This window comes from Burkholderia sp. Bmkn7, assembly GCF_041103175.1.
GTDB classification, from domain to species: Bacteria; Pseudomonadota; Gammaproteobacteria; order Burkholderiales; family Burkholderiaceae; genus Burkholderia; species Burkholderia cepacia.
The window spans coordinates 2664569-2689552 of record NZ_JBGCUH010000003.1 but is presented as its reverse complement, the minus strand read 5'-3'; the positions used below and the strand labels follow the sequence as shown (position 1 = coordinate 2689552).

The following is a 24984-nucleotide window of genomic DNA, read 5'->3' as shown; positions in this document are numbered from 1 at the left end:
CGGGATGGGGTGGCCGGCCAAGTGCGGCCGGCGAGGCGCCGGCGCGCGGAACCGCACGCCGGCTGAACGGGCAGGGTCAGGCTGCTGCGTCGGCCGCGCGCTCGGCGGCTTCGATCGTGTTGATCAGCAGCATCGTGATGGTCATCGGGCCGACGCCGCCCGGCACCGGCGTGATGTGGCCGGCCACTTCCTTCACGCCCGCGAAGTCGACGTCGCCGCACAGCTTGCCGGCATCGTCGCGGTTCATGCCGACGTCGATCACCGTCGCGCCGGGCTTGACCATGTCGGCGGTCAGGATGTTGCGCTTGCCGACCGCGGCGACCACGACATCGGCCTGCCGCGTATGCGCGGCGAGGTCGCGCGTCTTGCTGTGGCAGATCGTCACGGTCGCGCCGGCGTCGAGCAGCATCATTGCCATCGGCTTGCCGACGATGTTCGAGCGGCCGATCACGACCGCGTTCGCACCCTGCAGCGGGATGCCGTGCGCCTCGAACATCTTCATCACGCCGTACGGCGTGCACGGGCGGAACAGCGGCTTGCCGGTCATCAGCGCGCCGGCGTTCGCGATGTGGAAGCCGTCGACGTCCTTCTCCGGCGCGATCGCCTCGATCACCTTGTGGCTGTCGATGTGCGCGGGCAGCGGCAGCTGGACGAGGATGCCGTGAATCTTCGGGTCGCGGTTCAGCTCGTCGATGCGCGCGAGCAGGTCGGCTTCCGACAGCGTGGCCGGGTACGCATCCTTCAGCGAGAAGAAGCCGTTGTCCTCGCACGCCTTGATCTTGTTGCGCACATAGACTTCGCTCGCCGGGTTGGCGCCGACGAGGATCACCGCGAGACCGGGCTGGTGGCCGCGTGCGGTCAGGGCGGCGGCGCGTTCGGCGGCCTGCGCGCGCAAGGTCTTCGAGAGGGCGTTGCCGTCGATGAGGAGGGCTGTCATGGTGGTGGTCCTGCCGGGAAGTTGGAATGCGGGCGTGCGGCACGCGAAGCGCCGCAGCAAAGCACGCAATTATACCGGTCGCCTGCCGTCGTCCGACAGTGAATACAAGGAAAGCGTCATGGCGCCGGTGCCGGCGCTCCGGGAGGAAGCGCCGGGCCATGCCGCGCGAGTGGGCCGCATCGCGCGGCGCGGTAGCCGATGGTGCGGCCGGCCGGGCAGGGCTGCCCGGAGCCGCGCGCGACGCTCAGGCCTGCTTCTTCGACAGCGCGAGGCGCAGCAGGTCGGCCACCGTATTGACGTTGAGCTTTTCCATGATGTTCGCGCGGTGCGCTTCGACCGTCTTGATGCTGATGCCGAGATCGTCGGCGATCTGCTTGTTCAGGCGGCCCGCGATGATCCGTTCGAGCACCTGCTGCTCGCGCGCGGTCAGCTTCGACAGGCGTTCGCTCGCGGCACGCTGCTCCTGGACGCTCTTGCTTTCGCTTCGGGCCTTGTCGAGCATCCGCTCGACGAGCTTGCGCAGCTCGGCTTCGTCGAACGGTTTCTCGATAAAGTCCATCGCACCCTTTTTCATCGTCGACACGGCCATCGGCACGTCGCCGTGACCCGTGACGAAGATGATCGGCAGCGCGGCATTGTCGGCGATCAGGCGTTCCTGCAGCTCGAGGCCGCTCATGCCCGACATCCGCACGTCGAGGATCAGGCACGCGATCTGGCCGGCCTGCTGCGCCGGCTGGTACGCATCGAGGAACTGCTCGGCGCTCGAGAAGCATTGCACGCGATAGCCGTTCGCCTCCAGCAGCCAGCGCAGCGAGTCCCGTACGGCCTCGTCGTCGTCGACGACGAAGACGGTTTCCTGAGTGGTGGTGACAGGGCTATTCATAGTTCTCCCGTAACGGTATGTGATGCCGATGCCTCGCGCCCCCCTTGGCCGAGATCAGCGGGTTCCCCAATGGGCAGGCTGCAGTGGAACGTCGCGCCGGAAATGCGGCCATCCGGCTCGACGTTGTTGACCACCCACAGACGCCCCCGATGCGATTCGATGATCGAACGGCAGATGTTCAGCCCCATGCCCATGCCATCGGACTTGGTGCTGTAAAACGGTTCGAACAGGCGCTCGGCGGTCGCTTCGTCGACGCCCGGGCCCTGGTCGATCACGCGGATGTCGACGAATCCCGCCTCGATGTCGGCGATGACGCGGATCACGCCGTCCGCCGACGCCGGCTTCACGTCGGCCATCGCCTCGGCCGCGTTCTTCATCAGGTTCACGAGCACCTGCTCGATCAGCACGGGGTCGACATAAATAATAGGCATTCTTGCGAGGATTTCCGTGACGATCCGGATCCTGCGCTTCCTGGCCTCGATTTCAGCGAGCCCGACCGCGTCGGCGACGATGTCCGCGACCCGGGCCGGCTGGCGCTTCGGCTCGCTGCGCTTCACGAATTCGCGGATCCGCTTGACGATCATCCCGGCGCGCAGCGCCTGCTGCGCGGTCTTTTCCAGCGCGGGCTGCAGCGTCTCGGGCGTGCCGCGGCCGCTCTTGACGAGCGCGAGCGTGCCCGAGCAGTAGTTGTTGATCGCGGCGAGCGGCTGGTTCAATTCGTGAGCAATCGACGACGCCATTTCACCCATCGTCATCAATCGGCTCGTGAACTGCAGCTTCTCTTCCTGCTGGTGCGCGAGCTCCTGCGCCTTCTTGCGGGTCGTGATGTCGGTCGCGATCTGCATCTGCGCGAGGTGGCCGTCCACCCACTGGATGTACTGGCGGCGCACCTCGAACCACTTCTGGATGCTCTCGACGTACACCTCCTGCGCATCGGCCGTGCTGCTCGTCAGCGCGGCGGCCGGCAGGCCCGCGAACGCGTCGACCATGTCGATCGAGTCGGACGATGCCTGCGCGCGGTCGAAGCCGCCGCCCGACAGCTCGAGATGGCCGTCCGGGCGAATGCCGAACAGGTGGCGGTAGTAGCGGTTCGCGAACAGCAGCTCGGCTTCGTCGGCGGCCAGCACCGACACCGCGGCGTCGAGGCTTTCGAGCACCGTCGTGAAGCGCTCGTGCGCGGCCGCGAGTTCCTCGCGCGCGCGCTTCGGCTCGGTGATGTCGGTCATCGACGACATCCAGCCGGTCTGGCGGCCCGAACTGTCGATCAGCGGCGACACGTACAGGCGCGCATGGAACAGCGTGCCGTTCTTGCGCCGCACGCGCAGCTCGAAGCCCGAGCTCGGCGCCTTGCCGCGCAGCGTCATGTCGAGCTGGCGCTGCATTTCCGGGTAAGCGTCGCGCGGCCAGTACGGGAACGGCGCGACCTTGCCGACGAGGTCGGTTTCGTCCCAGCCCGTCATCCGGCAGAACGCGGGGTTCACGTGCGTGATGCGGCCGTGCATGTCGAGCACGCGCATGCCGATCAGCACCGAATTCTCCATCGCGCGGCGGAAGAACGCCTCCGCGTACAGCGCCTGCTGCGCCTCGAAGCGCTGGCGCGTGTGCTTCCACAGGCTCCAGAGGCTCCACAGCACGAAGCACGACAGGCCCGCCACGAGCCACACGAGCGTGTTGTTGGTGAGGTTCGTGAGTTGCGGGAATGCATACACGCGCACGGTCAGCCCCTGGCCGGGCGGATCGAGCGGCAGGTCGTAGTGCGAGTCGCGCGGCAGGCGCGGGCGCGTCGACGTGGACGACAGCTCGCGGTTGTTCGCGTCGGTGATCGAGATCTTGTACTTCGACGACAGTTCCTGCGGAATGTCGTGCTTCAGGATGCCTTCGACCGAGAACACCGCGGCGATCGAGCCGAGGTACTCGCGGTCGCCGCGCATGACGGGCGTCTGCAGCGTGATGAAGCCGTTGCCGAAGTCGTCGTAGATCAGCGGCGAATAGGCCTGGCGCCGCGTGCTGCGCGCCTCGTCGTACGCGCCGCGCACGGCGTCCTGCATCTGCGCTTCGCCGGGCTTCGCGAGCCGCTGGCCGAGCAGCGGCGGATGCACGGTCGGCCAGCGCTGTACGCCGGGCGACGTGTACCAGTTCAGGTAGAGGATTTCCGGGTGCGTCTGCATCACGTCCGCGACGGCCATCTGGAACGCGTTCTGGTCGAGACGGCCGGACGCAAGGTCGCGCGACACTGCCTGGAGCTGTTCCTGCGCGCCCGTCATCGACAGGCGGATCTGCTGCTGCGCCCACGCGACGTTCCGGAAGAGGGTGTCTTCCTGCTGCTGCTGTTCGCGGCGGTTGAGGCTCCACAGGATGAGGCTCATCACCACCAGGAACACGAGGATCGACAGCAGTGGCGTCAGCAAATAGGAATTGGACCACCACGGTCCGTGGTGCCAACGGGACGGCTGCGACTCCGCCGGCGGGCCCGACGGTCGCGCCGAGCGTGCGAAAAGCCGATCGGTCAACATGGCAGGATTGTAGCGCAGCGCAATACATGGAAAACCTATACCGGATATGTTGAACGGAAACGGATTTGTTCCGCCGGGACGCGCCGGAGAGCCCCGAAATATGGGTGCAGCGCAGCAATATTTCGTATTGCGAGAAAAGATCTCACAATTCGAAAATTTTGTTGCGCAGGCCCGCGCACGCTCATTACAATCCGCTGGAGCTTGCCCGCAGCCGGTCGCGTCGCGTCGTCTGCACGAGAGCGATCCTCACATTCCAGGACCCAGGAGACGAGAATGTCCGCTGTACCGAACGAAGTGATGAAATATGTCGCCGCCGAACGTGACGACGACCCGCAAGAAACCGTCGAGTGGCTGGAGTCGCTCGATGGCGTGATCTCCTCCGTGGGCACCGGCCGCGCGCATTACCTGATCGAAAAGCAGATCGAGTTCGCCCGCATGCACGGCGAACACCTGCCGTTCTCCGCCAATACCCCGTACATCAACACGATCCCGGTCGAAGCCCAGGCAAAGATCCCGGGCGACCAGGACATCGAGCACCGCATCCGTTCGTACACGCGCTGGAACGCGCTGGCGATGGTGCTGCGTGCAGGCAAGGACACGAACGTCGGCGGCCACATCGCGTCGTTCGCGTCGGCCGCGACGCTCTATGACGTCGGCTACAACCACTTCTGGCACGCAGCGTCCGAGCAGCACGGCGGCGATCTCGTGTTTGTGCAGGGCCACTCGTCGCCGGGCGTGTACTCGCGCGCATTCCTGCTCGGCCGCCTGAAGGAAGAGCAGCTCGACAACTTCCGCCAGGAAGTCGACGGCAACGGCATTTCGTCGTACCCGCACCCGTGGCTGATGCCGGACTTCTGGCAGTTCCCGACCGTGTCGATGGGTCTCGGCCCGATCATGGCGATCTACCAGGCACGTTTCATGAAGTATCTGGAAGCGCGCGGCATCGCGAAGACGGAAGGCCGCAAGGTGTGGGCATTCCTCGGCGACGGCGAGACGGACGAGCCGGAATCGCTCGGCGCGATCGGGATGGCGAGCCGCGAAAAGCTCGACAACCTCGTGTTCGTGATCAACTGCAACCTGCAGCGTCTCGACGGCCCGGTGCGCGGCAACGGCAAGATCATCCAGGAACTGGAATCGGAATTCCGCGGTGCCGGCTGGAACGTGATCAAGGTCATCTGGGGCAGCCGCTGGGACGCGCTGTTCGCGCGCGACAAGACGGGCGCGCTGATGCGCCGCATGATGGAAGTCGTCGACGGCGAGTACCAGACGTACAAGTCGGAGTCGGGCGCGTTCGTGCGCGAGCACTTCTTCAACACGCCTGAACTGAAGGCGCTCGTCGCCGACTGGTCCGACGACGACATCTGGGCGCTGAACCGCGGCGGCCACGATCCGCACAAGATCTACGCGGCTTTCCACGAAGCCACGAACACGAAGGGTGCGCCGACCGTCATTCTCGCGAAGACCATCAAGGGCTACGGGATGGGCGAGTCGGGCCAGGCGATGAACATCACGCACCAGCAGAAGAAGCTGCCGGTCGAGCAACTGAAGAAGTTCCGCGACCAGTTCCGCCTGCCGATCACCGACGAGCAGATCGCCGACGTGCCGTACCTGAAGTTCGAGGAAGGCTCGAAGGAACTCGAATACATGCGCAAGCAGCGCATGGATCTCGGCGGCTACCTGCCGCATCGCCGCGAGAAGGCGACGTCGCTGCCGGTGCCGGCGCTCGACGCGTTCGAACCGCTGCTGAAGGGCACGGGCGAGGGCCGCGAGATTTCGACGACGATGGCGTTCGTGCGGATTCTGAACATCCTGCTGAAGGACAAGGCGCTCGGCAAGCGCGTCGTGCCGATCGTCCCGGACGAATCGCGCACGTTCGGCATGGAAGGCCTGTTCCGCCAGATCGGTATCTGGAACCAGGAAGGCCAGAAGTACGTGCCGGAAGATTCCGACCAGCTGATGTTCTACAAGGAATCGCAGACCGGCCAGATCCTGCAGGAAGGCATCAACGAAGCGGGCGGCATGTGCGACTGGATCGCGGCGGCGACGTCGTATTCGACGCACGGCGAGATCATGGTGCCGTTCTACATCTTCTACTCGATGTTCGGCTTCCAGCGGATCGGCGACCTGGCATGGGCCGCGGGCGACATGCGTTCGCGCGGCTTCCTGCTCGGCGGTACCGCGGGCCGCACGACGCTGAACGGTGAAGGCCTGCAGCACGAAGACGGCCACTCGCTCCTGTGGGCGGCATCGGTGCCGAACTGCGTGAGCTACGACCCGACCTTCGGCTACGAACTCGCGGTGATCGTCCAGGACGGCCTGCGCCGCATGGTGCAGGACCAGGAGGACGTGTACTACTACATCACGGTGATGAACGAAAACTACGAGCACCCGGCGATTCCGCAGGGCGAGCACGTGGCGGCCGACATCATCAAGGGCATGTACGCGTTCAGGAAGGCCGACGCCGACAAGAAGGCGCCGCGCGTCCAGCTGCTCGGCGCGGGCACGATCTTCAACGAAGTGATCGCTGCCGCCGACCTGCTGAAGAACGACTGGGGCGTCGCCGCCGACCTGTGGAGCGTGCCGAGCTTCACCGAGCTGGCGCGTGAAGGCCACCAGGTCGAGCGCTGGAACCTGCTCCATCCGACCGAGGAGCGTCGCCTGTCGCACGTGCAGAAGTGCCTGAAGGACACGCAGGGCCCGGTCATCGCGTCGACCGACTACGTCCGCGCGCTGGTCGACCAGATCCGCGGCCAGATCGATCGCCGCTTCGTCGTGCTGGGCACCGACGGTTTCGGCCGCTCGGATACCCGCGAGAAGCTGCGTCACTTCTTCGAAGTCGACCGTCACTGGGTCACCGTCGCCGCGCTCAACGCGCTGGCCGACGAGGGCACGATCGAGCGCAAGGTGGTCGCGGACGCGATCGCCAAGTACAACCTCGATCCGTCGAAGCCCAACCCGATGACCGTTTAACGCACACGCCGTGTGATGCCGCGCGCCGCTTCCGCGAGAAGCGCGCGCGGCCATGGAGACAGAAACAGATGAGTCAAGCGATCGAAGTGAAGGTGCCGGATATCGGCGATTACAAGGACGTGCCGGTGATCGAGATCGGCGTGAAGGTCGGCGACACGGTCGAGCCGGAGCAGTCGCTCGTCACGCTCGAGTCGGACAAGGCGACGATGGACGTGCCGAGCCCGGTAGGCGGCGTCGTGAAGGAAATCAAGGTCAAGGTGGGCGATTCCGTGTCGGAAGGCTCGCTGATCATCCTGCTCGAAGGCGGCGCCGCGGCGCAGGCCAACGGCGCGGCCGCGCCGGCCGCAGCACCGGCTCCGGCGGCCGCGCCTGCGCCGGCCGCAGCGGCACCGGCAGCCGCACCGGCAGCCGCCGGCGGCACGCTCGAAGTGAAGGTACCGGACATCGGCGACTACAAGGACGTGCCGGTGATCGAGATCGGCGTGAAGGTCGGCGACACGGTCGAGAAGGAACAGTCGCTCGTCACGCTCGAGTCGGACAAGGCGACGATGGACGTGCCGAGCCCGGCAGCGGGCGTCGTGAAGGAAATCAAGGTCAAGGTGGGCGATTCGGTGTCGGAAGGCACGCTGATCGTGCTGCTCGAAGCCGCAGGTGCAGCGGCTGCCGCACCGCAGGCGAGCGCACCGGCGCCCGCCGCTGCAGCGCCGGCGCCAGCACCGGCAGCACCGGCAGCACCGGCACCGGCACCCGCGAAGGCCGCACCGGCCGCTGCTGCGCCGGCTCCGGCCGCGGCACCGTCGGGCGAATACCGCGCCAGCCACGCATCGCCGTCGGTACGCAAGTTCGCACGCGAACTCGGCGTCGAAGTCGCGCGCGTGCAGGGCTCGGGTCCGAAGGGCCGCATCACGAAGGAAGACGTCACGGGCTTCGTGAAGGGCGTGATGACCGGCCAGCGCGCGGCACCGGGCGCGGCAGCCGCGCCGGCAGGCGGCGGCGAGCTGAACCTGCTGCCGTGGCCGAAGGTCGACTTCTCGAAGTTCGGCCCGTTCGAGGCGAAGCCGCTGTCGCGCATCAAGAAGATCTCGGGCGCGAACCTGCATCGCAACTGGGTGATGATCCCGCACGTCACGAACAACGACGAAGCGGACATCACCGAGCTCGAAGCGCTGCGCGTGCAGCTGAACAAGGAGCACGAAAAGGCGGGCGTGAAGTTCACGATGCTCGCGTTCGTGATCAAGGCGGTCGTCGCCGCGCTGAAGAAGTTCCCGACCTTCAACGCGAGCCTCGACGGCGACAACCTGGTGTTCAAGCAGTACTACCACATCGGTTTTGCCGCGGACACGCCGAACGGCCTCGTCGTGCCGGTGATCCGCGATGCGGACAAGAAGGGGCTCGTCGATATCGCGAAGGAAATGGCCGAGCTGTCGAAGGCCGCACGCGACGGCAAGCTGAAGCCGGACCAGATGCAGGGCGGTTGCTTCTCGATCTCGTCGCTCGGCGGGATCGGCGGCACCCACTTCACGCCGATCATCAATGCGCCGGAAGTCGCGATCCTCGGGTTGTCGCGCGGCCAGATGAAGCCGGTGTGGGACGGCAAGCAGTTCGTGCCGCGTCTGACGCTGCCGCTGTCGCTGTCGTATGACCATCGCGTGATCGATGGCGCGGAAGCCGCGCGGTTCAATGCGTATCTCGGCGCGTTGCTCGCGGATTTCCGTCGCATCATTCTTTGATGAGCGGGGTGGGGCTCGCGGGGGCGTGGTTTTGGGTTGGTTCTCCACGCTCTTGTCGTTGAACCTGTTGCGCTAACGGTCTATTAGCGTCGCCCCTGCGCGGGGCGGCGGTCACTTTTCTTTGTCTTCCAAAGAAAAGTAACCAAAAGAAAGGCGCGTCCTTGGGCGGACGGCAAAGGTGGTCCTGCCCAGCGTCGCGTTCTCTTGTCAGGCCGTAGTCGCAGTAGTGGGTTCTTCCGCGGGTTTCTCCCCCTCTGTCTGCAGCTAATCAAGAAGGGGACAGTCATGAGTCTCATCGAAGTCAAGGTTCCGGATATCGGCGATTTCAGCGGCGTCGATGTCATCGAAGTCAACGTGAAACCCGGCGACGTGATCGAAAAAGAGCAGACGCTCATCACGCTCGAATCCGACAAAGCCTCCATGGAAGTGCCCAGCGACGTCGCCGGCACCGTCAAGGAAGTCAAGGTCAAGGCCGGCGAGAAAGTCTCGCAAGGCACCGTCATCGCCATCGTCGAAGCATCGGCAGGCGCCGCCGCGCCCGCGAAAGCACCCGAACCGGCCAAGCCCGCAGCGGCTGCTCCGGCACCGGCCGCCCCGGCACCCGCGCCGCAAGCCGGCAGCTACAGCGGTGCCGCCGACATCGAATGCGACATGCTCGTGCTCGGCGCCGGCCCCGGCGGCTACTCGGCCGCGTTCCGCGCAGCCGACCTCGGCATGAAGACCGTGCTCGTCGAACGCTACTCGACGCTCGGCGGCGTGTGCCTGAACGTCGGCTGCATCCCGTCGAAAGCACTGCTGCATACGTCGCTCGTCGTCGAGGAAGCCGCGGCGCTCGCGTCGCACGGCATCACGTTCGGCAAGCCGGAAGTCGATCTCGACAAGCTGCGCGACTTCAAGGGCGGCGTCGTCAAGAAACTGACGACGGGCCTCGCCGGCATGGCCAAGGCGCGCAAGGTCGAAGTGGTCACGGGCGTCGGCGCATTCGTCGATCCGTTCCACATGGAAGTGCAGGGCGAAAACGGCAAGAAGGTCGTCAAGTTCAAGCAGGCGATCATCGCGGCGGGCTCGCAGGCCGTGAAGCTGCCGTTCATGCCGGAAGACCCGCGCGTCGTCGATTCGACCGGGGCACTCGAACTGCGCCAGCTGCCGAAGCGCATGCTCGTGATCGGCGGCGGCATCATCGGCCTCGAAATGGCGACGGTGTACTCGACGCTCGGCGCCGAGATCGACGTGGTCGAAATGATGGACGGCCTGATGATGGGCGCGGACCGCGATCTCGTGAAGGTCTGGGAAAAGTACAACGCGAAGCGCTTCGGCAACGTGATGCTGAAGACCAAGACGGTCGGCGCGGAAGCGAAGGAAGACGGCATCTACGTGAAGTTCGAGGGCGAGAAGGCGCCGGCGGAAGCGCAGCGCTACGACCTCGTGCTCGTCGCGGTGGGCCGCAGCCCGAACGGCAAGAAGATCGGCGCCGACAAGGCGGGCGTTGCCGTCACGGATCGCGGCTTCATCGACGTCGACAAGCAGATGCGCACGAACGTCCCGCACATCTTCGCGATCGGCGACATCGTCGGCCAGCCGATGCTCGCGCACAAGGCCGTGCATGAAGGCCACGTCGCAGCGGAAGCCGCGCACGGCGAGAAGGCGTACTTCGACGCACTGCAGATCCCGTCGGTGGCGTACACCGATCCGGAAGTGGCGTGGGCCGGCAAGACGGAAGACCAGTGCAAGGCCGAAGGCATCAAGTACGGCAAGGCCGTGTTCCCGTGGGCCGCATCGGGCCGCGCGATCGCGAACGGCCGCGACGAAGGCTTCACGAAGCTGATCTTCGACGAGGAAACCCATCGGGTGATCGGCGGCGCGATCGTCGGCCTGAACGCGGGCGACCTGATCAGCGAAGTGTGCCTCGCCGTCGAGATGGGCGCGGACGCGGAAGACATCGGCAAGACGATCCATCCGCACCCGACGCTCGGCGAATCGGTCGGCATGGCCGCCGAACTGTACGAAGGCGTGTGCACGGACCTGCCGCCGCAGCGCAAGAAGTAACGCGAGCGGAGCCGGCATGTTGCCGGCCAAAAAAAACGCCGCCTCCCGGGCAATCCGGGCGGCGGCGTTTTCTTTTGCTGGCGGCCGATGCTCAAACGACCGTTCGGGCAAGTCAGGCGGCTTGGCGATTCCGGCGTGGTACGGCGCCAGAAACGAAAAAGCCGCGCAGTGCGCGGCTCTTTCAGGAGCAGGGGACGCTTATGCGGCCGGCTTGCTCGAACGACGTGCGGCAGCGGCGGTAGCAGCCTTCGTTGCGACGGCAGCAGCAGCGTTGAAGTTCGTTTCAGCGATTTCGACGGCTTGCTTCGTGGCCTTCTGAACCGTTTCGTACGTGGTGTTCGCAGCGTTCAGTGCCGACTTCAGTGCGGCGACAGCCGTTTCCGAACCGGCCGGGGCGTTCTTCGCGACGTTGTCGACGAGTGCCTGGACCTTCTTGTTCTGCTCTTCGAATTGCGCTTCTGCAACCTTCGCGAACTCGGCTTGCGTCGACGATGCGATTTCGTACAGGTGACGGCCGTACGACAGCACCTTTTCCGCGACCGGCTGCGACAGGCTGGCTTGCAGTGCGATCAGTTCCTGTGCGTCCTTCACCGACAGCAGGCGCTGTGCGTTTTCCTGGCCTTCGGCCAGCGTCGACTTCACGACCTGCAGGTTGAGTTCGATCAGCTTCTCGACGCCTTCGAACGCCTTGGTCGTCAGACCGAACAGGCTTTCGAGGTTGGCTTTCTGTGCAGCGGCGATTTGCTCGGGGGTCAGCAAGGACATGTCCAGCTCCTGAAAAGCGATCGCGTCGATCGCAGGGTAAAGGGCACTACGACGGGGAACCTCGGATGCGCGTGCTTTGTGCAACGCAGCAATGAGGCCTATTTTAGGGCAGCGAAAACGGATGTCAAGTATTTTTTGTGCGTTGCACAATCGCGACAAATTATCGATAAAACAACAAGTTATCGTGCCCGTCCGGAATCGGTTTCATGCGCGTCTCCCAGATGGTGCGCACGGGCGCGGGGCGCACGCGGCGCACCATGATCATGCACAGGTAAACCTGACAGGGTCATGGAACGTTATCCTTCTGTTCCTGTCGAAAACGCGCCGTTTCGATGCGCGTACCGTGGCGACGTGCCGCCGCCACGGCCGAGACCGGCTCCCAAGGCACCCCGAGCGCCGGATACGTAGTTTCCCCGCTTTAAATCGCCTCCGAAGTGACGTTATCTCAATTAACCGTGTGTAATCGGGAGACGGGTACTGTCGGGCAGCGCATCCCATGAATTTTTTCGATGGGAGCGGGAGGGTTCATTGGTCAGAGGTTGGCCAACCCTTACATTCCGGTTTAACGACGATCGGTAAGTGCCTAATATTGCTCTTTTTTTCAGCTTTAACTACACTTGCGGAAACCTCCCGCCCGCTTTGTCCAGACCCCAATGAAAGCCGAATCGTTTTCACCGCGCAGATTGTTGCAGAGCATGACGCTCGGCACGGCTGTGTCGGTCGCTGTCGCCTTGCTGGCGACCACCGCGTCCGTCACGCCCGCTGACGCCTTTGCCGCCACTGCGAAGACCCAACAAGCCGCCAAGAAAAAGGCTGTCGCTCCTGCTTCGTCCGCGAAGAAGAAGTCGGCCAAGGCCACCTCCGACAAATCCGCCAAGGTCGCCGCGGCCGATGCGCCGCGCGCAAAGGCGTCGCGCAAGCGCGTGACGCTCGCGGCGAACAGCGTGCGTGCCGGCCATCACGGCGCGGTTCGCAAGGTCGCGTTCCAGCCGCGCCGGCAGAGCGTCGGCCAGGCGTTCGGCCTGCACGATACGCCGGACGCACTCGCGCTGCGTTCGAGCGTCGCGTACGTCGTCGACCAGAACACCGGCGAGCCGCTGTTCGACAAGAATTCGCACGCCGTCGTGCCGATCGCGTCGATCTCGAAGCTGATGACGGCGATGGTCGTGCTCGACTCGAAGGCGCCGATGGCCGACCAGATCGAAGTCACCGACGAAGACCGCGACTACGAGAAGGGCACGGGCTCGCGCCTGTCGGTCGGCTCGGTGCTGTCGCGTGAAGACATGCTGCACATCGCGCTGATGGCGTCGGAAAACCGCGCGGCCGCCGCGTTGTCGCGTTATTACCCGGGCGGTCGTCCGGCGTTCATCGCCGCGATGAACGCGAAGGCGAAGTCGCTCGGCATGACCGATACCCATTTCGAGAATTCGACCGGCCTGTCGAGCTCGAACGTGTCGAGCGCGCGCGATCTGGTGAAGATGGTCAATGCGGCGTACCAGTACCCGATGATCCGTCAGTTCTCGACCGATCGCAGCTACGAGGTGTACACGGGCAAGCGCAATCTCGCCTACAACAGCACGAACGCGCTGATCCGCGGCAACGGCTCGTGGGACATCGGTCTGCAGAAGACGGGCTTCATCAACGAAGCGGGCGAATGCCTCGTGATGCAGGCGACGATCCACGGCCGGCCAATGGTGATGGTGCTGCTCGATTCGTTCGGCAAGTATTCGCGATTCGCCGACGCGGCACGCCTGCGCAACTGGCTCGACGCCGGCGGCGGCGAGCGCCTGACGGCGGCCAACACGCCGAACGGCGGGACCTGATCGCACGGCGGCGTGACGGTTCGCCGCCGCGCCGATGGCCGAAAAAAAAGCCCCGCAATCGCGGGGCTTTTTTACTGCGGGCGCGCGGAGCGGCTTACGCCTGCCGCTGCAGCCCGTCCGCATCCTTCGTGGGCGCCGGCCGGTAGCCGAGCGATTCCGAAATGGTGAGGGCAGTACGGCTCAACTGGCCGAGCCACGCATCCTGGAGGCGATCGGCCGGCGCCGACAGCGACAGGCCCGCGACGAGCTTGCCCGAATCGTCGTAGATGCCGGCCGCGATGCAGCGCACGCCGAGCTCCAGTTCCTCGTTGTCGCGTGCGCACGATTGCTGGCGGACGATCGTCAGCTCGCGCTCGAGCTTCGCGATGTCGGTGATGCTGTTCTGCGTATGGCCGGACAGCCCCGTGCGCGTCGCATAGGCGCGCACGCGCGACGTTTCGTCGGCTGCAAGGAACAGCTTGCCGACCGACGTGAGGTGCAGCGGCGCGCGGCCACCGATCGCACGGACGACCTGCATCCCCGAGCGCTCCGAATACGCGCGCTCGATGTAGACGATCTCGTCGCCCTGGCGCACCGACAGGTTCACGGTCTGCCCGGTGAGGCGGTGCAGCTCGCGCATCGGCATCAGCGCCGCGTCGCGTACCGACAGGCGTGCCTTCACGAGGTTGCCGAGTTCCAGCAGCCGCATGCCGAGGCGATACGTGCCGGGATCGGAGCGGTCGACGAGGCGGCAGGTCACCATGTCGTTGAGGATGCGGTGCGCCGTAGACGGGTGCAGCTCCGTGCGCTGCGCAAGTTCCTTCAGGCTCACGGGGTCACTGTGCGCGGCGAGCGCGTCCAGCAACCGCATCATGCGTTCGATCACCTGGATCGACGTTTTGGAATCCGGGGTGGGTTGGCTCATGTCGGGGGAGAAATCGGTTGACGCGGCAAGCGGTGGTGCGACGATTGTATCTCGTATCGTGAAAAAAGCGAACGCCGTTCGAGGAAGTCCTCGTTTCGCGCAGTGCGGGCTTGCGCGCGAGCCGGCGTTGGTCTCGCCGGCCAAACGGCGGATAATGAGAGCCGTTTTCTCGAAGGAGCGCGTATGCGAGTCGGTTTGTTCGTGACCTGCCTGGTCGATCTGATGCGTCCGGAAATCGGTTTTTCGGCGCTCAAGCTGATTCGCGACGCCGGCTACGAGGTGATCGTGCCGCCCGCGCAGACTTGCTGCGGCCAGCCGGCCTACAACTCGGGCGACCGCGCGCTCGCCCGCGATCTCGCGGAAAAGACGCTGCGCGAGTTCGAGCAGTTCGATTACGTCGTCGCGCCGTCGGGTTCATGCGGCGGGATGATCCGCGCGCACTACGGCGACCTGTTCCGCGACGACCCCGAGCTGATGGGGCGCTACACGCGGTTCCAGCAGAAGGTCTACGAACTGACCGATTTCCTGGCGAATGTCGCGAAGGTCTCGCTCGCGCCGGGTGAATTCACGGGGCCCGTCACCTATCACGATTCGTGCTCGGGCCTGCGCGAACTCGGCGTGAAGGCGCAGCCGCGCGCGCTGCTCGCGCAGCGCGGCATCGCGGTTACCGAGATGAAGGACTGCGAGCACTGCTGCGGCTTCGGCGGCACGTTTGCGGTGAAGTACGGCGACATCTCGGCGGCCATCGCGGACGAAAAGTGCGCGAACGTGCGCGCGTCGGGCGCGGGCGCCGTCGTGCTCGGCGATCTCGGCTGCATGCTGAACATCGAAGGGCGGTTGCGCCGCACCGGCGACCGCGACACGCGCGTGCTGCACGTCGCGCAAGTGCTGGCGGGCGACGTCTGACGCCCGGTTCCGCTCACTTTTCCCCGATACCGCGATGCAAGTCCAATCGATGCATTTCAAGGCGCGCGCCGGCCAGAAGCTGGCCGACCAGCGCCTGCAGCAGAACCTGAAGAAGCTGTCGACGAAGTTCGTGTCCGCGCGTGCCGACGCGATGACCGCGATCGACTTCCCGGCCACGCGGGCCGCGCTCAAGGCGCGCCGCAACCGCGCGCTGGAGAACCTCGACGTCTGGCTCGAGGCCTTCGAGCAGGAGGCGACGCGGCGCGGCACGACCGTGCTGTTCGCCGAGACGACGGCGGACGCCGCGCGGCTCGTGGCCGACATCGCGCGTCGTCACGACGTGAAGAAGGTCATCAAGACCAAGTCGATGGTGTCGGAGGAAATGCGCCTGAACGCGGTGCTCGCGGAAATGGGCGTGCAATCGATCGAGACGGACCTCGGCGAATACATCCTGCAGATCAACGACAACGAGCCGCCGAGCCACATCATCGCGCCCGTCGTCCACAAGGACAAGGACGAGATCGCCGACCTGTTCGCGCGCACGCACCACCGCGAGCGGCTCACCGAGATTCCGGACATGACGCGGGAGGCGCGCGAGGTGCTGCGCCCGCATTTCATGTCGGCCGACATGGGCGTGACCGGCGGCAACTTCGTGATCGCCGAGACCGGGTCGGTCGCGATCGTGACGAACGAAGGGAACGAGGGGATGTGCACGGTGATGCCGCGCGTGCATGTGGCAGTGACGGGCATCGAGAAGGTGCTGCCGACCCTCGAGGACCTCGCGACCGCGATGCGCCTGCTGCCGCGTTCCGCGACGGGGCAGAAGACGTCGAACTATTTCTCGCTGCTGACCGGGCCGCGCGGGCCGGACGACGAGGACGGCCCCGAGCACAACTACGTGGTGCTCGTCGACGGCGGCCGCACGGGGCTGATCGGCGGCGAGTTCCAGGAGATGCTGCGTTGCATCCGCTGCGGCGCATGCATGAACCATTGCCCGGTTTACCAGAAGGTCGGCGGCCATGCGTACGGCTGGGTCTACCCGGGGCCGATGGGTTCCGTGCTGACGCCGAGTTACGTCGGGCTCGATCGCGCGCTGGATCTGCCGCAGGCCGCGACGCTTTGCGGGGAATGCGACAGCGTCTGCCCGGCCGGGATTCCGTTGTCGCACCTGTTGCGCACGCTGCGCGAGAAGCAGGTCGAGCGGCACCTGCGGCCGTGGCGCGAGCGGGCGGCGCTCGCTGCATGGGGTTTCGTCGCGCGGCGGCCGATGCTGTACGCGCTGACGACGAAGCTCGCGGTGCGCATCCTCGAGCGGCTGGGCGCCGGCGGCACGCTGCGGCGCCTGCCGATGATGGGCGGCTGGATGGACACGCGCGACATGCCGACCCCGACCGGGCGCACGTTCCGCGAACTGTACGCGGCGTCGCAAAGCCACCTCGGCTGACGACTGTTCATCCGGCGACAACACTGCGTTCGCTATTTAGATATTTATCTCGATAGATGCGGTCTATAGAATCTCGTCTGTAGTCCCCGGAATTGGGTTTCGGGGTACGAGGTCAAGGAGGTCCGCATCATGAAAAAGACAATATCGATGTACTGGCCGCTGGCAATCGTCGTTCCGCTGGCTGCGGCTGCCTATCTGCATGCGATGGCCGATGCGCCGTCGCGTGGCCCGCTCGCAGTCCACCAGGCATCTGCCGAACTGGCGCGTGCGGTGTCGTTCGGGCTGGTCGACGACGCGGCGAAGCCGCTGCCGGCGGCATCCGGCGACGTCGCGCTCGTCGCGCCGAAGGCGCTGTAATGCACGGCGCCGTCGCTTTGCCGGACGGCGCGATTCCGGTCGCCTTTGTATAATGGCGTGTTCTTCTCCCGCGCGGTTCGCCGCGGCTTTCCGATAGTGCGATGACCCGCGTTTCGATCTGTTTCGTCTGTCTCGGCAACATCTGCCGTTCGCCCACCGCGGAAGGCGTGATGCGTCATCAGGTCGATGCGGCCGCGCTGGCGGACCGGATCGCGATCGATTCGGCCGGCACCGGCGACTGGCATGTCGGCGAGCCGCCCGATACGCGTGCGCAGGCGGCCGCTCGCGGCCGCGGCTACGACCTGTCGGCGCTGCGCGCACGACAGGTGAGCGCGGCGGATTTCGAGCGCTTCGACCTGCTGCTCGCGATGGACGACGCGAATCTCGCGGAGCTGCGCCGCCGCTGTCCGCCGCAGCATCTCGACAAGGTGCGCCTGCTGATGGAATTCGCGCCGGATTCGACTGAAACCGAAGTGGCCGATCCGTATTTCGGCGGCGCGCAGGGTTTCGAGCAGGTGCTCGACCAGGTCGAGCGCGCGTGCGCGGGCCTGCTCGAGACGCTCCGGGCTCGCACGGAACGCTGATCACGCGGTATTCAGCGGTCTGCGAATACCCTTTCAAAGACATGGATACTTGACTAAAAACGTCAAATATTTATACTTGACCAAAATCGTCAAGATTGCAGTCCCCTAGACACCATGAGACTCACCACCAAAGGCCGTTTCGCCGTCACGGCGATGATTGACTTGGCACTGCGCCAGGAGCAGGGCCCGGTGACGCTTGCAGGCATCAGCCAGCGCCAGCGGATTTCGCTCTCGTATCTCGAACAGCTGTTCGGCAAGCTGCGCAGGCATGAAATCGTCGAATCCGTGCGCGGCCCGGGCGGCGGCTACAACCTCGCGCGTCGCGCGCAGGACGTCACCGTTGCCGACATCATCATCGCGGTCGATGAACCGCTCGACGCCACGCAGTGCGGCGGCAAAGGCACGTGCGACGGCTCGAAGCAGCCCGACGGCCATTGCATGACGCACGAGCTGTGGTCGACGCTGAACCAGAAGATGGTCGAATACCTCGACTCCGTGTCGCTGCAGGATCTCGTCGATCAGCAGCGCGCACGCGAGGGTGCCCCTGCGGTGCTGCGCGATCGCCGCACGCCGGAGCCCGTCGCCGCACCGGCCGAACCGGTGCGCACGATGCCGCTCGGTCCCAATTCGGTGTTCAACATCGCGAGTTCGTGAGCGCGAAGGCGCCCGCCAACCCCCATAACGCACATAGTCCCTGCACAGAATTCCCGGAGCGACAGATGACCCAAGAGACTCTCCACCTGCCCATCTACATGGATTACAGCGCGACGACACCGGTCGACCCGCGTGTGGTCGACAAGATGGTGCCGTACCTGCGCGAGCAGTTCGGCAACCCGGCATCGCGCAGCCACGCGTACGGCTGGGATGCCGAGCGTGCGGTCGAGGAAGCGCGCGAACAGGTGGCCGCGCTCGTGAACGCGGATCCGCGCGAGATCATCTGGACGTCCGGCGCAACGGAGTCGGACAACCTCGCGATCAAGGGTGCCGCGAACTTCTACAAAGGCAAGGGCAAGCACATCGTCACGGTGAAGACCGAGCACAAGGCCGTGCTCGACACGTGCCGCGAGCTCGAGCGCGATGGCTTCGAAGTCACCTACCTCGACGTCAAGGATGACGGCCTGATCGACCTCGACGTGTTCAAGGCCGCGCTGCGTCCGGACACGATCCTCGTGTCGGTGATGCACGTGAACAACGAGATCGGCGTAATCCAGGACATCGAGACGATCGGCGAAATCTGCCGCGAGAAGGGCATCGTGTTCCACGTCGACGCCGCACAGTCGACCGGCAAGGTCGGGATCGATCTCGCGAAGCTGAAGGTCGACCTGATGTCGTTCTCGGCACACAAGACGTACGGCCCGAAGGGCATCGGTGCGCTGTACGTGCGCCGCAAGCCGCGTGTGCGCATCGAAGCGCAGATGCACGGCGGCGGCCACGAGCGCGGGATGCGTTCGGGCACGCTGCCGACGCACCAGATCGTCGGCATGGGCGAAGCGTTCCGCATCGCACGTGAAGAAATGGCGACGGAAAACGAGCGCGTCCGCATGCTGCGAGACAAGCTGCTGCGCGGCCTGTCGCAGATCGAGGAAACGTACGTGAACGGCGACATGGAACGCCGTGTCCCGCACAACCTCAACATCAGTTTCAACTTCGTCGAAGGCGAGTCGCTGATCATGGCGATCAAGGACGTCGCGGTGTCGTCGGGCTCCGCGTGCACGTCGGCGTCGCTGGAGCCGTCGTACGTGCTGCGTGCGCTCGGCCGCAACGACGAGCTGGCGCACAGCTCGATCCGCTTCACGGTCGGCCGCTTCACGACGGAGCAGGAAGTCGACTTCGTGATCAACCTGCTGAACAGCAAGATCGCGAAACTGCGCGAACTGTCGCCGCTCTGGGAAATGCACCAGGAAGGCATCGATCTGTCGACGATCGAATGGGCCGCACACTGAGCGCCGGATTGAACATACCCGCGGGCGGATTCGCGCACGCAGACGTAACGAGTCAAGGAGTCTGAGTCATGTCTTACAGCAACAAGGTTCTGGATCACTACGAAAACCCGCGCAACGTCGGTTCGTTCGCGAAGGACGACGACACGGTCGGCACGGGCATGGTCGGCGCGCCGGCCTGCGGCGACGTGATGAAGCTGCAGATCCGCGTCGGCGCGGACGGCGTGATCGAAGACGCGAAGTTCAAAACGTACGGTTGCGGTTCGGCGATCGCGTCGAGCTCGCTCGTTACCGAGTGGGTGAAGGGCAAGACGCTCGACGAAGCACTGTCGATCAAGAACACGCAGATCGCCGAAGAACTCGCGCTGCCGCCGGTGAAGATTCACTGCTCGATCCTCGCGGAAGACGCAATCAAGGCAGCCGTGGCCGACTACAAGAAGCGCCACGACACCAAGGAAGGCGATCAGGCAGCAGCCTGAGCGGCATCGAGCGGCTAGAGAAGGAAACGCGGCGGGCCCCGGTGGCGTGCCGCGGCAAGGACATCATGGCAATTACACTGACCGAAAAAGCAGCACAGCACGTCCAGAAATACCTCGTCCGTCGCGGCAAGGGTATGGGCCTGCGGCTTGGCGTTCGCACGACCGGGTGCTCGGGGCTCGCGTACAAGCTCGAGTATGTCGACGAGCTGGCTCCCGAGGATCAGGTGTTCGAGAGCCATGGCGTGAAAGTGATCGTCGATCCGAAGAGTCTTGCGTACATCGACGGCACCGAGCTCGACTTCGCCCGCGAAGGCCTGAACGAAGGGTTCAAGTTCAACAACCCGAACGTGAAGGACGAGTGCGGTTGCGGCGAATCGTTCCGCGTGTGACGCGGATCTCCGCGCGATGCGGGCAAGAGGCGGCACGGGCCGCCTTTTTAATGTGCGGCGTTTGCCGTGCGACGAACCGGAATTGAACGCGACGATGGTCTCGCTGAAAGACAGCCACTTCGACCTGTTTCACCTGCCGGCGCAATTCGCGCTCGACGAGACGGCGCTCGACGCCGCCTATCGGACGGTGCAGACGCAGGTGCATCCGGACCGCTTCGCGGCGGCCGGCGATGCGCAGAAACGCATCGCGATGCAATGGGCAACCCGCGCGAACGAGGCGTACCGCACGCTGCGCGATCCGCTGAAGCGCGCGTCGTATCTGCTGTCCCTGCGTGGTGTCGACATCGGTGCGGAAAACAACACCGCGATGGAGCCCGCGTTCCTGATGCAGCAGATGGAGTGGCGCGAGGGCATCGAGGATGCCGCGGCCGCCCGCAATGTCGACGCGCTCGACGCGCTGCTCGCCGAGTTGCGCGAAGAGCGGCGCGTGCGTGTGGAACGTCTCGGCACGCTGCTCGACAGCGGCGCGGATCAGGCGGCCGCCGAGGCCGTGCGCCAGCTGATGTTCATCGAACGGGTCGCGTCGGAAGTGGGCGCGCAGATCGAGCGCCTCGAAACTTAACCGCGTGCCTCGCGGCACGCGCAGCAAACGGGCCGAGCGCCCGAACGAACCAAGATGGCTTTACTGCAAATTTCCGAACCGGGCATGGCGCCGGCGCCGCATCAGCGGCGACTCGCCGTCGGGATCGATCTCGGCACGACGAACTCGCTCGTCGCGGCCGTGCGTAACAGCGTGCCGGAGGTGCTGCCGGACGAAGCGGGCCGTGTGCTGCTGCCGTCGGTGGTCCGCTATCTCGAGAAGGGCGGCCGGCGTATCGGCCACGAAGCGAAGGAGCAGGCCGCGACCGATCCGCGCAACACGATCGTGTCGGTCAAGCGCTTCATGGGCCGCGGCAAGGCCGAGGTCGAAGGCGCGGCGAACGCGCCGTACGAATTCGTCGACGCGCCGGGCATGGTGCAGATCCGCACCGTCGACGGCGTGAAGAGCCCGGTCGAAGTGTCGGCCGAGATTCTCGCGACGCTGCGTTATCGCGCGGAAGATTCGCTTGGCGACGACCTCGTCGGCGCGGTGATCACGGTGCCCGCGTATTTCGACGACGCACAGCGCCAGGCGACCAAGGACGCCGCGCGCCTCGCGGGCCTCAACGTGCTGCGCCTGCTGAACGAACCGACCGCCGCGGCGATTGCCTATGGCCTCGACAACGGGGCCGAAGGCCTCTACGCGGTGTACGACCTCGGCGGCGGCACGTTCGACCTGTCGATCCTGAAGCTGACGAAAGGCGTGTTCGAAGTGCTGGCCGCGGGCGGCGATTCCGCGCTCGGCGGCGACGATTTCGACCACGCGCTGTTCGGTCACGTGCTCGCGCAGGCCGGCATCGATGCGAAGACGCTCGCGCCCGAGGACGTACGCCTGCTGCTCGACCGTGTGCGCGTGCTGAAGGAAGCGCTGTCGTCGGCGCCCGAAGCCGCGCTCGACGTCACGCTGTCGGGCGGTGCGCATCTCGTGCAGACGATCTCGCACGATACGTTCGCGTCGCTCGTCGAGCCGCTCGTGCAGCGTACGCTCACGCCGACCCGCAAGGCACTGCGCGACGCGCAGGTCACGCCGGCCGACATCAAGGGCGTCGTGCTCGTCGGCGGCGCGACGCGCATGCCGGTGATCCGCGACGCGGTCGCGAAGTATTTCGGCCAGCCGCCGCTCGTGAACCTCGATCCGGACCAGGTCGTCGCGCTCGGCGCGGCGATCCAGGCCGACCTGCTCGCAGGCAATCGCGGCACCGGCGACGACTGGCTGCTGCTCGACGTGATTCCGCTGTCGCTCGGTGTCGAGACGATGGGCGGCCTCGTCGAGAAGATCATCCCGCGTAACTCGACGATTCCGATCGCGCGCGCACAGGAATTCACGACCTTCAAGGACGGCCAGACCGCGATGGCGATCCACGTCGTGCAGGGCGAGCGCGAGCTCGTCGCCGACTGCCGCTCGCTCGCGCGCTTCGAGCTGCGCGGCATTCCGCCGATGACGGCCGGTGCGGCGCGCATTCGCGTGACCTACCAGGTCGATGCGGACGGGCTGCTGTCGGTGTTCGCGCGTGAGCAGCATTCGGGCGTCGAGGCGTCGGTCGTCGTGAAGCCGTCGTACGGTCTCGCCGACGACGACATCGCGAAGATGCTCGAGGACAGTTTCAAGACTGCCGAAATCGACATGCGCGCCCGCGCGCTGCGCGAAGCGCAGGTCGAGGCCGAGCGGATGCTCGAGGCGACGCAGGCTGCGCTGGCGGCCGACGGCGAGCTGCTCGACACGGACGAGCGCGCGCAGGTCGATGCGTTGGCCGCGGCGCTGCGCACGATCGCGCAGGGCGACGACACGGACGCGATCGAAACCGCGACCAAGGCGCTGGCCGACGGCACCGACGAATTCGCGGCGCGCCGGATGGACAAGAGCATCAAGCGCGCGTTGTCGGGCCGCCGGCTCGACGAGATCTGAACTCACGAACTGCGCATCGGCCGGTAACGGCCCGCGCGACATTGAACCGTGCGGCGCCTGGCGCCGCACCCTGACTGACGGAACGGACATGCCTCAACTGGTGGTGCTGCCTCACGTCGAACTGTGCCCGGACGGCGCGGTGATCGACGCGACGCCCGGCAAGAGTATCTGCGACAACCTGCTCGAACACGGGATCGAGATCGAGCATGCATGCGAGAAGTCGTGCGCGTGCACGACCTGCCACGTGGTGATCCGCGAAGGCTTCAACGATCTGACACCGTCCGAGGAGGACGAGGACGATCTGCTGGACAAGGCGTGGGGCCTCGAGCCGACGTCGCGCCTGTCGTGCCAGGCGATCGTGAAGGAAAATTCGGACCTGGTGGTCGAGATTCCTAAGTACTCGATCAACCACGCGAAGGAAAATCACTGACAGGAACCGGAGGCAGGCGATGAAATGGACCGATTCGCGTGAAATAGCCATTGCGCTGGCGGACAAGCACCCCGACATCGACCCGCAGCGGATCAACTTCGTCGACCTGCGCCAGTGGGTGCTCGAACTCGACGGTTTCGACGACGATCCCAAGCACTCGGGCGAGAAGATCCTCGAAGCGATCCAGGCCCACTGGATCGACGAATCGGATTTCGACGACGAAGACTGAACACCGCGTGCGCCACAACGGCGCAGACGGCCGGTCATGAGAAAACGGCTCGTGAGCAATCGCTCACGAGCCGTTTTCGTTTTCAGGCCGCTTGCCCGCGCACGACATGCGGGCAGGGGGCACCGATGCGATCAGGCGATCACGCGCCGACCAGCGTGCCGTTCTCGATCCGCACGCGCTGGCCCTGGCCGAAAGGCGGCGGGTTGTGGTACGTGAACGTGCGCGTCGCGCCGCTCTCCATCTGCACTTGCACCTGATAGTCGGTTTCCGCGCGCACCTGCTTTTCAACCTGGTTGCCGGCGAGACCGCCGCCCAGCGCGCCGATGATCGTCATCGCGGTGCGGCCGTTACCGTGGCCGAACTGGTTGCCGAGCAGGCCGCCGGCTGCAGCGCCGCCCACGGCGCCGATCCCCGAGCTCTGGCCCGGCGTGCGCGTCTGCGTGATCGCGACGACCGTGCCGCAGCTCTGGCAGTAGGTCTGGGCCGGCGCCGACGGCTGCTGCGCGTATTGCGGCGGCTGCGGTGCCGTCGTATGACGGCGGTGCGGTGCAGCCGGGCGCGGCGCGGGCTTCGGCTCGGCCTGCGCGATGGCAGCCTTCTGTTCGGCCGCCTTCTGCTGCGCGGCGGCCTGTTCGGCTGCCTGCTGCTGGGCTTGCGCGGCCAGCGCGGCGCTGGCGGCCGCGGCCGTATCGACGGCCGGCTGCGATGCGATCAGCGCGGCCTGGGTCTGGCCGTTCTGTGCGTTGCTGCTGCTGGCCTTCGGGAAGATGCCCGTGATCGCAGCCGTCGCCGCGAGGCTGGCGACGATGACGGCGCCGGCGGCGGTGGCGATAAGCGGGTGAAGGCGTTGCTTTTGCGGCGTGGTCTGATTCTGGTTGTCCATTTTTTTCTCCGATGTCGATCCGGATCGGCACTGCGGCGCCGGGCCTGATCCCACGCTGCGGGCTCGAGCAGACTTGGCGTTCCTGCGCCTCGTTCTGGGCCCGTGGTCATGCGTGGTGACGCAAACGGAGTGTCGTCCACCGGCAAGCGGCGCGCCGTATCAAGGTGTAACGAATTGCAGCGGGGCGCTGGCGACCATGACAGGGAAAACCCGGGGAAGGCCGTCGC

General features: G+C 65.7%; 22 protein-coding genes. 16 read left to right on the top strand and 6 right to left on the bottom strand.

Annotated features, from left to right (window positions below; translation table 11 throughout):
* Window positions 1-76: 76 nt before the first annotated feature.
* The 3 genes from folD to fixL all read right to left on the bottom strand — a co-directional run bounded on the left by folD (window position 77) and on the right by fixL (window position 4333).
* Window positions 77-937, bottom strand: a complete 861-nt coding sequence (gene folD, locus AB3K92_RS34085; RefSeq protein ID WP_048024084.1) for a bifunctional methylenetetrahydrofolate dehydrogenase/methenyltetrahydrofolate cyclohydrolase FolD — start codon at window positions 935-937, stop codon at window positions 77-79.
* Between the two features lie 244 nt (window positions 938-1181).
* Window positions 1182-1820 (bottom strand): oxygen response regulator transcription factor FixJ, encoded by a 639-nt coding sequence (fixJ, locus tag AB3K92_RS34080; protein ID WP_006493245.1) that lies wholly within the window; start codon window positions 1818-1820, stop codon window positions 1182-1184.
* A complete protein-coding gene (gene fixL, locus AB3K92_RS34075; RefSeq protein WP_042973631.1) occupies window positions 1817-4333 on the bottom strand; it encodes an oxygen sensor histidine kinase FixL in 2517 nt (838 codons plus the stop codon). Before fixL ends, fixJ begins: the two co-directional genes overlap by 4 nt.
* A gap of 273 nt (window positions 4334-4606) precedes the next feature.
* On the opposite strand from fixL, the gene aceE reads away from it, so the two are divergent.
* The 3 genes from aceE to lpdA all read left to right on the top strand — a co-directional run bounded on the left by aceE (window position 4607) and on the right by lpdA (window position 11079).
* Window positions 4607-7303 (top strand): pyruvate dehydrogenase (acetyl-transferring), homodimeric type, encoded by a 2697-nt coding sequence (aceE, locus tag AB3K92_RS34070; RefSeq protein ID WP_021157662.1) that lies wholly within the window; start codon window positions 4607-4609, stop codon window positions 7301-7303.
* A 68-nt stretch (window positions 7304-7371) separates the two neighbouring features.
* A complete protein-coding gene (gene aceF / locus AB3K92_RS34065) occupies window positions 7372-9033 on the top strand; it encodes a dihydrolipoyllysine-residue acetyltransferase (protein WP_369466651.1) in 1662 nt (553 codons plus the stop codon).
* A 285-nt stretch (window positions 9034-9318) separates the two neighbouring features.
* Window positions 9319-11079 (top strand): dihydrolipoyl dehydrogenase, encoded by a 1761-nt coding sequence (gene lpdA, locus AB3K92_RS34060; RefSeq protein ID WP_059489161.1) that lies wholly within the window; start codon window positions 9319-9321, stop codon window positions 11077-11079.
* Window positions 11080-11277: 198 nt separating this feature from the next.
* On the opposite strand, the gene AB3K92_RS34055 is transcribed toward lpdA, so the two are convergent.
* Complete coding sequence (locus tag AB3K92_RS34055; protein WP_006481973.1) at window positions 11278-11844, bottom strand: phasin family protein; 567 nt, start codon at window positions 11842-11844, stop codon at window positions 11278-11280.
* 653 nt (window positions 11845-12497) lie between these two features.
* Here AB3K92_RS34055 and pbpG point away from each other — a divergent pair.
* Window positions 12498-13667, top strand: coding sequence for a D-alanyl-D-alanine endopeptidase (pbpG, locus tag AB3K92_RS34050; protein WP_021157665.1), 1170 nt, complete (start codon window positions 12498-12500; stop codon window positions 13665-13667).
* 94 nt (window positions 13668-13761) lie between these two features.
* Here pbpG and AB3K92_RS34045 read toward each other — a convergent pair whose 3' ends face one another.
* Entirely contained in the window at window positions 13762-14571 is an 810-nt protein-coding gene (locus tag AB3K92_RS34045; RefSeq protein ID WP_027786965.1) for an IclR family transcriptional regulator, read from the bottom strand.
* 183 nt (window positions 14572-14754) lie between these two features.
* Between AB3K92_RS34045 and AB3K92_RS34040 the strand changes: the two genes are divergently transcribed.
* The 12 genes from AB3K92_RS34040 (at window position 14755) to iscX (ending at window position 23874) form a co-directional block, all read left to right on the top strand.
* Window positions 14755-15477 (top strand): (Fe-S)-binding protein, encoded by a 723-nt coding sequence (locus tag AB3K92_RS34040; RefSeq protein WP_021157667.1) that lies wholly within the window; start codon window positions 14755-14757, stop codon window positions 15475-15477.
* Between the two features lie 34 nt (window positions 15478-15511).
* Window positions 15512-16921 carry a lactate utilization protein B gene (locus AB3K92_RS34035; protein ID WP_021157668.1) on the top strand — a complete coding sequence of 470 codons (1410 nt, stop codon included), beginning with the start codon at window positions 15512-15514 and terminating at the stop codon, window positions 16919-16921.
* Between the two features lie 129 nt (window positions 16922-17050).
* Complete coding sequence (locus tag AB3K92_RS34030) at window positions 17051-17278, top strand: hypothetical protein (protein ID WP_027786967.1); 228 nt, start codon at window positions 17051-17053, stop codon at window positions 17276-17278.
* 101 nt (window positions 17279-17379) lie between these two features.
* A complete protein-coding gene (locus AB3K92_RS34025; protein WP_048024076.1) occupies window positions 17380-17862 on the top strand; it encodes a low molecular weight protein-tyrosine-phosphatase in 483 nt (160 codons plus the stop codon).
* 114 nt (window positions 17863-17976) lie between these two features.
* Window positions 17977-18516, top strand: coding sequence for a Fe-S cluster assembly transcriptional regulator IscR (gene iscR, locus AB3K92_RS34020; RefSeq protein ID WP_009691731.1), 540 nt, complete (start codon window positions 17977-17979; stop codon window positions 18514-18516).
* A 65-nt stretch (window positions 18517-18581) separates the two neighbouring features.
* The gene (locus tag AB3K92_RS34015) at window positions 18582-19805 is read left to right on the top strand and encodes an IscS subfamily cysteine desulfurase (protein ID WP_021157672.1); all 1224 of its coding nucleotides are present in this window, start codon (window positions 18582-18584) and stop codon (window positions 19803-19805) included.
* 68 nt (window positions 19806-19873) lie between these two features.
* Window positions 19874-20281 (top strand): Fe-S cluster assembly scaffold IscU, encoded by a 408-nt coding sequence (gene iscU, locus AB3K92_RS34010; RefSeq protein ID WP_006481982.1) that lies wholly within the window; start codon window positions 19874-19876, stop codon window positions 20279-20281.
* Between the two features lie 65 nt (window positions 20282-20346).
* Entirely contained in the window at window positions 20347-20670 is a 324-nt protein-coding gene (iscA, locus tag AB3K92_RS34005; protein WP_012492710.1) for an iron-sulfur cluster assembly protein IscA, read from the top strand.
* A gap of 94 nt (window positions 20671-20764) precedes the next feature.
* Window positions 20765-21292 carry a Fe-S protein assembly co-chaperone HscB gene (hscB, locus tag AB3K92_RS34000; RefSeq protein WP_042973645.1) on the top strand — a complete coding sequence of 176 codons (528 nt, stop codon included), beginning with the start codon at window positions 20765-20767 and terminating at the stop codon, window positions 21290-21292.
* Between the two features lie 54 nt (window positions 21293-21346).
* On the top strand, window positions 21347-23215 hold the full coding sequence (gene hscA / locus AB3K92_RS33995; RefSeq protein WP_318826984.1) for a Fe-S protein assembly chaperone HscA: 1869 nt from the start codon (window positions 21347-21349) through the stop codon (window positions 23213-23215).
* 88 nt (window positions 23216-23303) lie between these two features.
* Window positions 23304-23645 (top strand): ISC system 2Fe-2S type ferredoxin, encoded by a 342-nt coding sequence (gene fdx / locus AB3K92_RS33990; RefSeq protein ID WP_369466650.1) that lies wholly within the window; start codon window positions 23304-23306, stop codon window positions 23643-23645.
* A gap of 19 nt (window positions 23646-23664) precedes the next feature.
* Window positions 23665-23874, top strand: coding sequence for a Fe-S cluster assembly protein IscX (gene iscX, locus AB3K92_RS33985; RefSeq protein WP_021157676.1), 210 nt, complete (start codon window positions 23665-23667; stop codon window positions 23872-23874).
* A gap of 139 nt (window positions 23875-24013) precedes the next feature.
* Here the strand turns inward: iscX and AB3K92_RS33980 are convergent, their stop codons facing one another.
* Window positions 24014-24757: a glycine zipper 2TM domain-containing protein gene (locus tag AB3K92_RS33980; protein ID WP_021157677.1), complete on the bottom strand. Its 744-nt coding sequence runs from the start codon at window positions 24755-24757 to the stop codon at window positions 24014-24016.
* Between the last annotated feature and the right edge of the window lie 227 nt (window positions 24758-24984).

Bases quoted from the DNA above. Each gene is read 5' to 3' on its own strand.
- hscB (WP_042973645.1), top strand. From the start codon at position 20,765: ATGGTCTCGCTGAAAGACAGCCACTTCGACCTGTTTCACCTGCCGGCG.
- iscA (WP_012492710.1), top strand. From the start codon at position 20,347: ATGGCAATTACACTGACCGAAAAAGCAGCACAGCACGTCCAGAAATAC.
- AB3K92_RS34030 (WP_027786967.1), top strand. From the start codon at position 17,051: ATGAAAAAGACAATATCGATGTACTGGCCGCTGGCAATCGTCGTTCCG.
- fdx (WP_369466650.1), top strand. From the start codon at position 23,304: ATGCCTCAACTGGTGGTGCTGCCTCACGTCGAACTGTGCCCGGACGGC.
- AB3K92_RS34025 (WP_048024076.1), top strand. From the start codon at position 17,380: ATGACCCGCGTTTCGATCTGTTTCGTCTGTCTCGGCAACATCTGCCGT.
- pbpG (WP_021157665.1), top strand. From the start codon at position 12,498: ATGAAAGCCGAATCGTTTTCACCGCGCAGATTGTTGCAGAGCATGACG.
- iscX (WP_021157676.1), top strand. From the start codon at position 23,665: ATGAAATGGACCGATTCGCGTGAAATAGCCATTGCGCTGGCGGACAAG.
- AB3K92_RS34035 (WP_021157668.1), top strand. From the start codon at position 15,512: ATGCAAGTCCAATCGATGCATTTCAAGGCGCGCGCCGGCCAGAAGCTG.
- AB3K92_RS33980 (WP_021157677.1), bottom strand. From the start codon at position 24,757: ATGGACAACCAGAATCAGACCACGCCGCAAAAGCAACGCCTTCACCCG.
- iscR (WP_009691731.1), top strand. From the start codon at position 17,977: ATGAGACTCACCACCAAAGGCCGTTTCGCCGTCACGGCGATGATTGAC.
- iscU (WP_006481982.1), top strand. From the start codon at position 19,874: ATGTCTTACAGCAACAAGGTTCTGGATCACTACGAAAACCCGCGCAAC.
- lpdA (WP_059489161.1), top strand. From the start codon at position 9,319: ATGAGTCTCATCGAAGTCAAGGTTCCGGATATCGGCGATTTCAGCGGC.
- AB3K92_RS34040 (WP_021157667.1), top strand. From the start codon at position 14,755: ATGCGAGTCGGTTTGTTCGTGACCTGCCTGGTCGATCTGATGCGTCCG.
- AB3K92_RS34055 (WP_006481973.1), bottom strand. From the start codon at position 11,844: ATGTCCTTGCTGACCCCCGAGCAAATCGCCGCTGCACAGAAAGCCAAC.
- fixL (WP_042973631.1), bottom strand. From the start codon at position 4,333: ATGTTGACCGATCGGCTTTTCGCACGCTCGGCGCGACCGTCGGGCCCG.
- hscA (WP_318826984.1), top strand. From the start codon at position 21,347: ATGGCTTTACTGCAAATTTCCGAACCGGGCATGGCGCCGGCGCCGCAT.
- fixJ (WP_006493245.1), bottom strand. From the start codon at position 1,820: ATGAATAGCCCTGTCACCACCACTCAGGAAACCGTCTTCGTCGTCGAC.
- folD (WP_048024084.1), bottom strand. From the start codon at position 937: ATGACAGCCCTCCTCATCGACGGCAACGCCCTCTCGAAGACCTTGCGC.
- aceE (WP_021157662.1), top strand. From the start codon at position 4,607: ATGTCCGCTGTACCGAACGAAGTGATGAAATATGTCGCCGCCGAACGT.
- aceF (WP_369466651.1), top strand. From the start codon at position 7,372: ATGAGTCAAGCGATCGAAGTGAAGGTGCCGGATATCGGCGATTACAAG.
- AB3K92_RS34015 (WP_021157672.1), top strand. From the start codon at position 18,582: ATGACCCAAGAGACTCTCCACCTGCCCATCTACATGGATTACAGCGCG.
- AB3K92_RS34045 (WP_027786965.1), bottom strand. From the start codon at position 14,571: ATGAGCCAACCCACCCCGGATTCCAAAACGTCGATCCAGGTGATCGAA.